The organism is Dinoroseobacter shibae DFL 12 = DSM 16493, from assembly GCF_000018145.1.
Lineage (GTDB): Bacteria > Pseudomonadota > Alphaproteobacteria > Rhodobacterales > Rhodobacteraceae > Dinoroseobacter > Dinoroseobacter shibae.
Map to the genome: position 1 here is coordinate 3,073,737 of NC_009952.1, position 11,741 is coordinate 3,085,477.

Genomic DNA, 11,741 nt, shown 5'->3' on the forward strand with positions numbered 1-11,741 from the left:
CAAGGCGAGGGGCTTGCCAAGCCCGTTACGCAGCGACACTGTCGGCCCATGCCCGCGCCCTCACCCCGCCTCGCCGCCCGCGCCGTGATCCTGCGCGACAACCGGCTTCTGCTGGTCAATGCCTACCCGGACGGGCGCAGCGACCTGTGGTGCGCCCCGGGCGGCGGCGTGGCGCCCGGCACCTCCCTGCCCGAGAACCTCGCCCGCGAAGTGCACGAGGAAACCGGGCTCCGGATCGCCGTGGGCGCCCCCTGCCTCGTGAACGAGTTCCACGATCCCGCGGGCAGCTTCCACCAGGTGGACATCTATTTCCGCGCCACCATCCTCTCCGGCACCCTCGACGCGGCCTGGCAGGACCCCGAGGGCATCGTGACCGAGCGCCGCTTCGTCACCCGGACCGAGATGGCCCGCCTGCGCGTGAAGCCCGACAGCCTGGCGCAGGTCGCCTGGGGCCAGGGCCTGCTCTACGACCCGCTGGAGCCGATCGTCCGCTAACCGCGCCGCAGGGACAGGGCCACGCCGCCCAGCACCAGCACCGTCGCCAGCACCGAGAGCAGCGTGATCGCCTCGCCCAGCAGGAGCAGCCCGCCCAGGGACGCGATCACCGGCACGGTCAGTTGCGCGACCGCCGCCCGGCTCGCACCCAGCTGCGGCAGCACCGTGTACCACAGGGCATAGCCCAGCCCCGAGGTCACCGCTCCGCAGATCACCGCCAGGACGATCCCCCACAGGCTGATCGCCACCCCGTCGGGCCAGATCGCCACCACCAGCAGGCATAGCGGCAGGGTCAGCACGAAATTCGCCGCCGTGTCCGCCAGGGGCTCGGTGCTGCCCCGCCCGTGCAGCGAATAGATCCCCCAGCCCACCGCCGCGAGGCTCATCAGCGCAAGGCCCAGCGGGTCCGGCCGCCCCACCGCCCCGGGCCACAGCAACAGCGCCAGCCCCGCCAGCGCCAGCCCCGCGCCCAGCCACCGCGTCACCGGGATCGCGTCGCGCGACAGCAGCGCACCGGCGAACATGGTGATCTGCACCCCGCCGAACAGAATGAGCGCCCCCAACCCCGCATCGAGGCTGAGATAGGCATAGGAAAACCCCGCCATGTACAGGGCAAGGCTCCCCACCCCGATCCACCGCCCGGGCTTGCGCAGCCGCAAGGGCCGGGTCCGCATCACCAGCAAGGCCAGCACCAGCGCGCCGGAGCCCAGCCGGATCGCCGCAAAGGCCGCCGGGCCGATCTCCCCCCCGGCCAGGGCCGCGCGGTTGAGCAGGGAATTGGCCGCAAAAGCCGTCATGGTGAGCGCGACGAGCAGAAACAGTCGCAAAGGGGAAGCGCCGGTCATGGGCCAGCATGATCACAGGGCCGCGCCCCGCGCAAGACGGCGTCACAACGCCCCAGCCGGACCGCAGGTCCGGCCTCAGGCGACGCCCGCAGGGCGGCGCAATGCCTCGGAGTTTCGATACCGTGGGACAGCCTGGGGTGCCGGAACTCGAAGCCGCGCAAGGCACTCGCTCGCCAGCATCCCGCCGGACCGCAGGTCCGGCCCCCGGCGACGCCCGAAGGGCGGCGCAAAACCTCCTCCGCGCGGCCGCTCAGCCCAGCAGGCGGTCGGCGAACGCGCCCGCCAGGAAGGACACCGTCCCTCCCGCGAAACTCGCCGCCACCTGCCCGGTCGCGGCCTCCAGCACCGTCAGGTCCGCCCGCGCGCCCGCCACCAGCCGCCCGCGATCCCGCAGCCCGAGGATCTCCGCCGGGCGGGTGCTGACCATGCGCCAGGCCTGCGCCAACTCCGGCCCCGTTCCGCCCGCGAGCAGCAAGGCCGCCGCCCGCACCGACGGGTAGTGATAATCCGAGACCAGCGCATCGCAGAGCCCCTCGGCGATCAGGTCCCGGGCCGAGGCATTGCCCGCATGGGACGCCCCGCGCATCACGTTGGGCGCGCCCAGGATCACCGGCTCGTCCGCCGCCCGCGCGGCCCGGGCCGCCTCCGCCGTTTCGGGAAACTCCGCGATGGTGGCGCCCAATGCCCGGGCCTGCGCCCTCGCCTCTGCGCTCCGGTCATCGTGACTGCCCAGCAGCACGCCCTCCGCCCGCAACGCCGCAGCCAACTCCGCCAGCCGCGCGGGCACCTCGGCGCGGCGCGCGTGCAGACCCTGCATCAGCGCCAGATGGGCCTCCGGGTTCCGCCCGCTCTTGAGCGCCTGCCCGGTCAGCCGCGGCGGCCGCCGCCCCTCCGCCAGACGCCGGTGGGGCAGGTGGTCGTTGAACACCACGTAGCCGATCCCCTCGGCCCGCAGAAACGCCTGCACCTCCGCGTAATCGTCGACCAGGTGGGTCTCCAGCCGCAGCTGCATCCGCATCTGCGTGCGCAACACCGGCGCCATGTCCCGCAACGCCGCCGCCAGGGCGCGGGCAAACTCCGGCGCGCGCAGCCCCCCTTCCCAGGACCAGAACTGCGCCAGCACGGCGGTGGTGATCCCCGTCGCCGCCAGCTCCGCATCCAGCGCGCGCAGCCCGTCGGCCATGCTGCGCAACGCGCCGCGACGCGGCGCTAGATGCCGCTCGAACCCGTCGCCATGCAGATCCACGATCCCCGGCAGCAGCACGAACCCCTCCAGATCCACGCGCCGCGCGGCGGGGCCCGGCGCACCCAGGCGTCCGCCCGCCATGGCCAGCCCCGGCAGGGGGCCCTCCACCGGATCGAGGATCAGACCGTTTTCGAAGACAAGCTCCAGCATGGGCCGCGTCATGCGCCGGACACCGCCCGAGGGCAAGGGCTCAGTTGCGCAGAAAGACCGACGGGTAGTCCACGTCGAACGCGGCCCCGCTCAACCCCGGCGCGAAGGCCAGCATCATCAGGTTGTTCTTCGGATACGCACTGCGCAGCTTGGCCGCAGCACCCAGGGAAAACCCGAATCGTTCGTAGTAGTCCGGATCGCCCAGCACCAGCAGCGCGGGCGCCTCGGCCTGCCGCAACCGGTCGATGCCCACCCGCACCAGGGCCGAGCCGACGCCCATTCGGCGCCTGTCCGCCCGCACCGTCAGGGGGGCGAGCGCATACCAGCCCTCGGGCCGCGAGAGCCTCGGGAAGGCGGCATGGCCGATCACGTGCCCGCGCTCAATGGCGACCAGTTCCAGACCCAGCGCATCCTCCGCACGCAAGTCCTTGATCAAACGGTCCTCACGCGAGCCTTCGAAGCTGGTCTCCACCAGGATCGAGATCGCAAAGGCATCCGCCCGACCCGCTTCTCTCAACTCGAATTCAACCAAAGTGACACCTCCGGCACAGCTTGCGCGGGAAACCCACGGGGCGCAAAGCAAAAAAACCGGCGACTGCCGCTTTCTCCGCGCGCGCCCCGAAACGTCGATCGGACCGATCGGGCGCGCGCATGAAAAAAGGGGCCCCGAAGGGCCCCTTCCATCCGGAATGTCCGGCAGCTTACATCATGCCGCCCATGCCGCCCATGTCGGGCATGCCGCCACCGGCGCCGGCACCTTCCTTGGCGGGCTTGTCGGCCACCATTGCTTCGGTGGTGATCAGCAGACCGGCGATGGAGGCCGCATCCTGCAGCGCGGTGCGCACCACCTTGGCCGGGTCGATCACACCGAACTTGAACATGTCGCCATATTCTTCGGTCTGCGCGTTGAACCCGAAGGCCAGGTCACTGCTTTCGCGGATCTTGCCGGCCACGACGGACCCGTCGACACCTGCGTTCTCGGCGATCTGGCGCAGCGGAGCTTCCAGCGCCTTGCGCACGATGTTGATGCCGATGTTCTGGTCGTTGTTCGCGCCTTCCAGACCGTCGAGATGCTTGGCCGCCTGGATCAGGGCCACACCGCCGCCGACGACGATGCCTTCCTGCACAGCCGCGCGGGTCGCGTTTAGCGCATCGTCCACACGGTCCTTGCGCTCTTTCACTTCGACCTCGGTCATGCCGCCGACGCGGATGACAGCCACACCACCGGCGAGCTTGGCCACACGCTCCTGCAGCTTCTCACGGTCGTAATCCGAGGTGGTCTCCTCGATCTGGTTGCGGATCTGGGCCACGCGGGCTTCGATCTCGGCCTTGGCACCGGCGCCGTCGACGATGGTGGTCTCGTCCTTGGTGATCGACACGCGCTTGGCGGAACCCAGCATGTCGATGGTCACGGACTCGAGCTTCATGCCGAGGTCTTCCGAGATCACCTGGCCACCGGTCAGGATCGCGATGTCCTGCAGCATGGCCTTGCGACGATCGCCGAAGCCCGGTGCCTTGACGGCCGCGATCTTCAGACCGCCGCGCAGCTTGTTGACCACGAGGGTGGCGAGCGCTTCGCCTTCCACGTCTTCCGCGATGATCAGCAGCGGCTTGCCGGACTGGATCACCGACTCAAGCAGCGGCACCATCGGCTGCAGCGACGAGAGCTTCTTCTCGTGCAGCAGGATGATCGCGTCTTCCAACTCGGTGGTCATCTTGTCGGGGTTGGTCACGAAATAGGGGCTCAGATAGCCACGGTCGAACTGCATGCCCTCGACCACGTCGGTCTCGGTCTCCAGGCCCTTGTTCTCCTCGACGGTGATGACACCCTCGTTGCCAACCTTTTGCATCGCATCCGCGATCTGCTGGCCGATCTCGCTCTCGCCGTTGGCGGAGATGGTGCCGACCTGCGCCACTTCGGCGCTGTCGTTCACGGGACGGGCGGCGGATTTGATCGCCTCGACAACCTTGGAGGTCGCCAGGTCGATCCCGCGCTTGAGGTCCATCGGGTTCATGCCCGCGGCAACCGACTTCATGCCTTCCTTGACGATGGCTTGCGCCAGCACGGTCGCGGTTGTGGTGCCGTCGCCGGCCTCGTCATTGGTGCGCGAGGCGACTTCCTTGACCATCTGCGCGCCCATGTTCTCGAACTTGTCTTCCAGTTCGATTTCCTTGGCGACGGAGACACCGTCCTTGGTGATGCGCGGCGCGCCGAAGCTCTTGTCCAGAACCACGTTGCGGCCCTTGGGGCCCAGGGTCACCTTCACCGCGTCTGCGAGGATGTTGACACCCTTGAGCATGCGGTTGCGGGCGTCGATGTCGAATTTGACGTCTTTAGCAGCCATGTTGTTCGCTCCTTGAGTCTATGTTTGTGATCAGTCGAGGCGTTCAGGCGGCCTTGGCCGCGGCTTCGTCGGTGATGATCCCGAGAATGTCGCTCTCTTTCATGATCAGCAGCTCTTCGCCGTCCACGGTCACCTCGGTGCCGGACCACTTGCCGAAGAGGATCTTGTCGCCTTCCTTGACGTCCATGGGGATCCGGTCCCCATCGTCATCCTTGGCACCTGCGCCAACGGCGATCACCAGGCCCTCGGCGGGCTTTTCCTTGGCGCTGTCGGGGATGATCAGCCCGCCTGCGGTTTTTTCTTCGCTTTCGACGCGACGGACCAGAACACGGTCATGAAGCGGTGTGAATGCCATCTGTAGGCTCCTTCGCTCAGTGTTTCTCCCTGACCCCCTGCGGGGCCATTAGCACTCACTTTGTCCGAGTGCTAACGCGCCGTAGTTAGAGACGCCGCAGCAGCCTGTCAACGGGGACGATGGGCAAAAATGCGCATGGAGCCCGGGCAAGCCGCGCGCGCCGCGTGACACCCCGGGCGGGCGACCATCCCGGCCGTCGCCCCGCCCGGGCACGGCCTCGCCCGGCACAGAACCGCCCACGGGTTTGACCGACCCGGCTCGCGCTGGTATCTTTGCCCCCTATTTGAGCCGCCGTGGACCTTTTTTCGTCCGCTATTTTTCAAGTCATTTCCGGTGCCGCGACGGCGCCCGAAATCCTTTTCAAGGAATCTGTTTCATGACCAAGCAACCCACCCCCCGACAGCTCGACTACGACACCGCCCGCGCGCAACTGGTCGAGGACGCAAGCAGCGTCGCCGTCCACGGCATCGCCCTGAAGGAAAGCGAAGCCAAGGCCACCGCCCGCGGCTTCTGGGAGACGCATTTCCCGATCCTGTGGTGCCTCTGCGTTCAGGATTCCCCGGACAACCCCTGCCCCTGCACCGGCCCCATCGTCTGGCTGCCCCGGGACGGTGTGGTACGCACCGAGCCCGCCCTGCGCCGGAGCGACGAGGGCCGCGCCATCGACCGGTACCGCGTCACCCGGGGCGCCAAGGTCCTCGTGGACCGCATCGAAAGCCTGCCGGTCGAGGCCCTGCTGCGCGACCCCGCGCCCAAACCGGGCGGCTGCGGCTGCGGCACCACGGGGTCGGCCGACCTCCTGACCCTCCCCGCCCCGCGGGAGACCACCGCCGAGAGCGGCATTACAATCTACCGGGTCGCGGTGGACGAAACCGGCCCAAGCGTCACGATCACCGGCCTAGATCCCCGGGGGCGCGAACTGGCACGCCATGTGACCCGCCAGACCGACGACATGACCGCCGAGTTCGAGATCACCCGCGGCGCGCTCTGTCTGCGCGGCGCGCTGAGCCTCTCCGAAGGCCGGGATGGGCGCCGCCATATCGCCGGGCAGATCGACGGCGCCGCGTTCGACCTGCCCATCGACCGGACCGGGGCCTGCGCCCCCGCGCGCGAGCTGCCCCTGGACAGTGCCCGGCTGGCGCTCCTGGTCCAATGGGGCCGGATCGCCCAGCCGCTGATGGGTCTCGCCAACCCCGGCGGGTCCGAGACCGCGAAAAAGAGCTGCTTTTCCTGCTCGGTGCTGCTGGCGGGCGTCGCCGTCGGCGCGGGGTGCTGCGTGGCGGGTAACCCGGCCTGCTGCGCCGCCACCGGGATCGGCGGGTCGTCCTTCATCGACGGCTGTCGCGGCGCCTGCGCCTGACCCGGACAGGGGGCGCTCGCCGCCCCCTACCCCTCCCAGCTATAGGCCCAATGGGTCAGCCCGGCGCGGCCCGCATCGGTCAACCCGTAGACCCCGCCGCCCAGGCGTTCGAACCAGCCGTAATGGTTGTTGCGCATCAGGGTCGTGGCCCCCGCCACGCCGGTCGCCGCCGCCACGTCCCGCCCCCGCGACGCCCCCTGCTCGGCCAGGTACGCGGCACACCGTAGCGCATCCTGCCGGTAGGCCGTCACGATCCCGTGCCGCGTGGCCCCTCCCTCGTTCGGATCCCCCTCCAGCCGCGCGAACTCCCGCAGCAGCTTGGCCCGCCTGGCCTTCGACGGGCGCGGCACATACGGGCCCGGATCGCACTGCACCTCCACCGCCCCGTCCGCCCGCACCGTGATCAGCCCCAGCCCCAGCCGCCGGCACAGAGCGCGGTTGTCCTTCAACGCCCGCTTCGCCCGGGGCCCCCGGGGCTTGGGCACGGCGATATAGACCAGATCGCTGACCGCCAGCCGCGCCACCGCCTGATGATAGAGGCCGAGCGCAAAGCCCGTCTTCAGCTCCACCAGCACCGGCGCCTCGTCCCCGCGCACGGCCACGATATCCACCGCGCCCACCTCGCCCTTCACCGCGTAACCCTGCGCCTCCAGCAGCGCCTTGATCGGCCCGTACAACTCGGTCTCGCGCATCCCGTTGCCCCACCCGTCCTGCAATCCCACCCTGCCAGCCCGCGTCCCGAGAAGGAAACCACAAAGACACCCCCCCGACGGACAAAACCCTGACCTTGATCTCAATCAAGATGGCCAATTTTAACTGGGCCAATTTTATCTGATAGCGAAGTGTTAATCCTGACCGCACAGTTTACACCCGACAGTTTTCGAAAGCCCGCTCCATGATCTACACCCTGACCAACCTGATTGACCTCGCCGCCTCCCTCGGGTTGATCTTCGTGCTGGGCTTCGCCTATTCCCGCGTGCAACGCATGATGCGCCACCCCAGGGGGAGCGAGGCGTTCCTCGGCGCGATCTTCGGCCTCTCGGCGATCACCCAGATGCTGCGCCCGTTCGAGCCGATGGAAGGTCTGCTGATCGACCTGCGCAACATCCCCATCGCCCTAGCCGGGGCGTTTCTCGGCTGGCGCGGGGCGGCTGCCTGCCTGGCCGTGACCGTGGCGACCCGGCTCTATGTGGGGGGCGTCGGCATGTGGGCCGGAGCACTCGGCATGGTCCTCGCACTGGCCGCCGGGATCTACTGGGCGCGCAAGACCAAGGGGGCGGAGCGGCGCGGCATCCTCGCCCTGCTGTCGCTGGCACTCCTGATGTCCGCACACCTGGTCGCCGCCCTGATCCTGCCGGAGGCCGCGCGCACCCTGTTCCTGGCGCAGGCCGCCCTGCCGATCTTCCTGGTGAACATGATCGCCATGCCGATCGCGGCCAGCATCCTCGAACGGGAACGCCGGCTGGTGCTGGCCGAAGACCGGCTGCGCGCGTCGGTCCACCACGACCCCGACAACGGCCTCGCCACGCCCGAGGTGTTCCAGCGCGACTGCGCGGTGCAAGCCTGCGCGCGGGACGATGGCGGCTTCACCGCGGCCCTGGCCCTGCGCCTGCGCTCGCCGTCGGGCCTCGCCCCCTGGCGCAGCGCCCGCTCCAGGAAACAACTGCTCGCCGCGATCCATCTGCGGCTGAAATCCGAATGGCCCGAGGCCGAGCTGGCCTGCGGCTATGGCGACAGCACCCTGCTGGTGGCCCTGCCGCGGGACGCGCTGCTCGCGCCGGAGGAAACCCTGGCGATGGCCCGGCGGATCGTGACGGATGCGCCCTATGACCAGGGACACATGCGCGCCCGCATCAGCGCCGATGTGCAGATGCTGACGCTGCCGCACTCAGATTCCCTGCGCCCGATCCTCGACCGGCTGTCCTTCGCCAATGCCAGCGGCGCGGTCCGGACCCCGGCAGCCCCCTCTGCACAGACCCGGGGCGCTGCAGACCCCGATCCCGCGGCCTTGCGCACTGCCAATCACGGCTCCCTCGACCGGATCTTCGCCAAGGCGGAGATGCTGATGACCACCCGGCAGCCCCGCCACCACAGCCACCGCCGCACCGATACCGGCTCTGACGCCGCCTGACCGCGCCCAAGCCGGTCGAGCCACCTTTCCCCAAGGGCGCGGCCCGCGCGGGTCGCCGCGCCCGGCCCGGGGGCCAAAATGCCGCCCCCCGCCGTGGTGACAGGCACCGGACACGCTCCTATAAGGCGCGCAACCACACCTGACAGACGGATCCTCCCCATGACGATCAAAGTATTCGGCCACAAATCTCCCGACACCGATTCCACCGGCTCGCCGCTGATCTGGGCCTGGTATCTGAGCGAGATCAAAGGCACCCCAGCCGAAGCCGTGCTCTTGGGCACGCCCAACACCGAGGCCGCCTTCATGCTCGACCGCTGGGGCTTCGAGCAGCCCACCATCATCGAGGACGTGGCGGCGGGCGCGCCCGTGGTCGTGGTCGACACCAACAACCCCGCCGAGCTGCCCGCGGGCATCAACGACGCCGACCTGCAGCAGATCATCGACCATCACAGGCTGGTGGGCGGGCTGGAAACCAAGGGCCCGATCGACATCCGGATCGAGCCGGTGGCCTGCACCGCCACGATCATGTGGAAGATGATCGGCAAGGACATGGCCCAGGCCCCGACCGCGATCAAGGGCGCGATGCTGTCCTGCATCCTGTCGGACACATTGGAATTCCGCTCGCCCACCACCACCCAGGAAGACAAGGCCGTCGCCCACGCCCTGGCCGACGAGCTGGGCATCGACATCCCGTCCTACGCGGCCGAGATGTTCGCCGCCAAGTCCGACGTCTCGGCCTTCTCGGACGCGGAGCTGCTGCGCATGGACAGCAAGGCTTACGAGGTGGGCGGCACCAAGTTCCGCGTCTCGGTGCTCGAGACCACTTCGCCGGGCACCGTGCTCGACCGCAAGGCGTCCCTGATGGAGACCATGCCGACCGTCGCCTCCGAGGACGGGGTCGACCAGGTGCTGCTCTTCGTGGTCGACATCCTGAACGAGGAATCGACCCTGCTTGTGCCCAACGACCTGGTGCGGGACGTGGCCTCCAGGAGCTTCGCCGCCGAAGCCGCGGGCAACACCGTGCTGCTGCCCGGCGTGGTCAGCCGCAAGAAGCAGATCATCCCGAACCTCAAGGTCTGACCGGGTCCGATCCCGGGCTTTCCAGGGGCGCCTTCGGGCGCCCTTTTCGCGCGCCCCGCGCCGCCGCCGCGACCAAGGTTTTTGGAAAAACCTTGCAAGGCCCTTGCAAGGGCCTTGGCCCCGCTCGGCAGGCCCGCGCGGCTGCGGCGGGCCGGGCGCAGCCGCCCCGTTGCGCAATCCCGCTTGCACCGCGCGGAGATGCCCGACAAAAGTCCGACAGATGTCCGACACCTGTCCGACGGGGGGCCGCACCGCCTCCGACGCCTGAATTTTCGCTCGAAAAGGACGCCCCATGACCCGCCTGATCGCCTCCCTCGCCGACATCGCCGCCCAGTACGACGCGCTCTTCGTGGACCTCTGGGGCTGCGTCCATGACGGCATCACCCCCTTTCCCGAGGCCATCGCCGCCCTGCGCGGGTTCAAGCGCGGCGGCGGCACCGTCCTGCTCCTGACGAACTCCCCGCGCCCCCGCGCCGGGGTCGAGCAGCAGCTTGCCAGCATCGGCGTGCCTGAGGATTGCTGGCATACCATCGCCACCTCCGGCGACAGCGCGCGCGCCGCCATGTTCCGCGGCGTGGTGGGCGAGAAGGTCTATTTCATGGGCGAGGATCACGACCAGCGCTTCTTCGAGCCGCTCGCCCTCGTCGACGACCCGGTCACGATCACCCAGGTGCCCCTGCAGGAGGCCGAAGGCATTGTTTGCACAGGACCTTTCGACCCCACCGCCGACCCGTCGGTGAACCGCGCGGACTTCCTCTATGCCAAGCAGAAGCGGATGAAACTGCTCTGCGCCAACCCCGATATCGTGGTCGATCGCGGCGCGCGGCGGGAGTGGTGCGCAGGTGCGCTGGCGCAGCTTTATGCCGAGATGGGGGGCGAGAGCCTCTATTTCGGCAAGCCCCATCCGCCGATCTACGACCTCGCCCGCGCGCGGCTGGCCGAGCTTGGCCCCGTCCCGGCCAATGACCGTATCCTGGCCATCGGGGACGGCATCGCCACGGATATCCAGGGCGCCCAGGGCGAGGATATCGACTCGCTCTTCATCACCGGCGGGTTGGCCGCCGCCGAGACCGGCACCACCGACCAGCCCGATCCCGACAAGCTCGCAGCCTTCCTCGCCCAGAGCCAGGTCACCCCCACCTACGCCATTGGGAAACTGAGATAACCGCAATCGGGCGAGTAACTTTATTTCAAGATCCACACAAAAATCGTCGCATTCTTGCCAATGCAGTTGCAGAAAGTTCGATTCTGGCCTATATCCGCCCCAAAGGAACTGGAGAGACAGATGTTGGACAACACGCCACGCGGTACAATCTGCATCGAAGACATCGAGATCGGCATGACCCGGTCCCTGCGCAAGATCATCTCCGATCGCGATATCGAGATGTTCGCGGAGGTCTCGACGGACCGCAATCCGGTCCACCTGGACGAAGAATACGCCCAGGACACCCGGTTCGAAGGCCGCATCGCCCATGGCATGCTGACCGCCAGCCTGATCTCCGCCGTGATCGGGGAGCAGTTACCGGGGCACGGCACGGTCTATCTCGGCCAGTCGTTGAAGTTCATGGGGCCCGTGCGGCCCGGCGACATGGTGTTCACCGAAGTGACCGTGACCGACATCAACTTCCCCAAGCGCCGGGTCTCGCTGGAGACCAAATGCTACGTGGACGACAAGGTGGTCCTGAAGGGCGAGGCCCTGGTCATCGCGCCGAGCCGGAAGTTCGACTGACCCAC

The 11,741-nt window shown here is 68.6% G+C and carries 12 protein-coding genes; 6 read left to right on the forward strand and 6 right to left on the reverse strand.

Translation table 11 applies throughout. The features are described 5' to 3' along the window. Window positions 1–48: 48 nt before the first annotated feature. Complete coding sequence (locus tag DSHI_RS14790) at window positions 49–495, forward strand: NUDIX domain-containing protein (protein ID WP_012179576.1); 447 nt, start codon at window positions 49–51, stop codon at window positions 493–495. Here DSHI_RS14790 and DSHI_RS14795 read toward each other — a convergent pair. From DSHI_RS14795 to groES, 5 genes are all read right to left on the reverse strand, one after another. Beyond that, window positions 492–1,340, reverse strand: coding sequence for a DMT family transporter (locus tag DSHI_RS14795; protein WP_012179577.1), 849 nt, complete (start codon window positions 1,338–1,340; stop codon window positions 492–494). The genes DSHI_RS14790 and DSHI_RS14795 overlap by 4 nt on opposite strands. Before the next feature lie 250 nt (window positions 1,341–1,590). Next, window positions 1,591–2,736, reverse strand: a complete 1,146-nt coding sequence (locus DSHI_RS14800; protein ID WP_044028031.1) for an alpha-D-ribose 1-methylphosphonate 5-triphosphate diphosphatase — start codon at window positions 2,734–2,736, stop codon at window positions 1,591–1,593. 40 nt (window positions 2,737–2,776) lie between these two features. After that, window positions 2,777–3,268 (reverse strand): GNAT family N-acetyltransferase, encoded by a 492-nt coding sequence (locus DSHI_RS14805; RefSeq protein ID WP_012179579.1) that lies wholly within the window; start codon window positions 3,266–3,268, stop codon window positions 2,777–2,779. Window positions 3,269–3,437: 169 nt separating this feature from the next. Beyond that, window positions 3,438–5,081 (reverse strand): chaperonin GroEL, encoded by a 1,644-nt coding sequence (gene groL, locus DSHI_RS14810; protein WP_012179580.1) that lies wholly within the window; start codon window positions 5,079–5,081, stop codon window positions 3,438–3,440. Between the two features lie 43 nt (window positions 5,082–5,124). Beyond that, complete coding sequence (gene groES / locus DSHI_RS14815; RefSeq protein WP_012179581.1) at window positions 5,125–5,436, reverse strand: co-chaperone GroES; 312 nt, start codon at window positions 5,434–5,436, stop codon at window positions 5,125–5,127. 376 nt (window positions 5,437–5,812) lie between these two features. Between groES and DSHI_RS14820 the strand changes: the two genes are divergently transcribed. Next, window positions 5,813–6,796: a hypothetical protein gene (locus DSHI_RS14820; protein ID WP_012179582.1), complete on the forward strand. Its 984-nt coding sequence runs from the start codon at window positions 5,813–5,815 to the stop codon at window positions 6,794–6,796. Between the two features lie 26 nt (window positions 6,797–6,822). Here DSHI_RS14820 and DSHI_RS14825 read toward each other — a convergent pair whose 3' ends face one another. Beyond that, window positions 6,823–7,488, reverse strand: coding sequence for a DUF2161 domain-containing phosphodiesterase (locus DSHI_RS14825; RefSeq protein WP_012179583.1), 666 nt, complete (start codon window positions 7,486–7,488; stop codon window positions 6,823–6,825). A gap of 203 nt (window positions 7,489–7,691) precedes the next feature. Here DSHI_RS14825 and DSHI_RS14830 point away from each other — a divergent pair, with 203 nt between their 5' ends. The 4 genes from DSHI_RS14830 (at window position 7,692) to DSHI_RS14845 (ending at window position 11,736) form a co-directional block, all read left to right on the forward strand. Then, complete coding sequence (locus DSHI_RS14830; protein WP_012179584.1) at window positions 7,692–8,927, forward strand: LytS/YhcK type 5TM receptor domain-containing protein; 1,236 nt, start codon at window positions 7,692–7,694, stop codon at window positions 8,925–8,927. A 159-nt stretch (window positions 8,928–9,086) separates the two neighbouring features. Beyond that, window positions 9,087–10,007, forward strand: coding sequence for a manganese-dependent inorganic pyrophosphatase (locus DSHI_RS14835; RefSeq protein WP_044028033.1), 921 nt, complete (start codon window positions 9,087–9,089; stop codon window positions 10,005–10,007). Window positions 10,008–10,299: 292 nt separating this feature from the next. After that, window positions 10,300–11,172: a TIGR01459 family HAD-type hydrolase gene (locus tag DSHI_RS14840; protein ID WP_012179586.1), complete on the forward strand. Its 873-nt coding sequence runs from the start codon at window positions 10,300–10,302 to the stop codon at window positions 11,170–11,172. Between the two features lie 120 nt (window positions 11,173–11,292). After that, the gene (locus DSHI_RS14845; protein WP_012179587.1) at window positions 11,293–11,736 is read left to right on the forward strand and encodes a MaoC family dehydratase; all 444 of its coding nucleotides are present in this window, start codon (window positions 11,293–11,295) and stop codon (window positions 11,734–11,736) included. The last annotated feature ends 5 nt before the right edge of the window (window positions 11,737–11,741 follow it).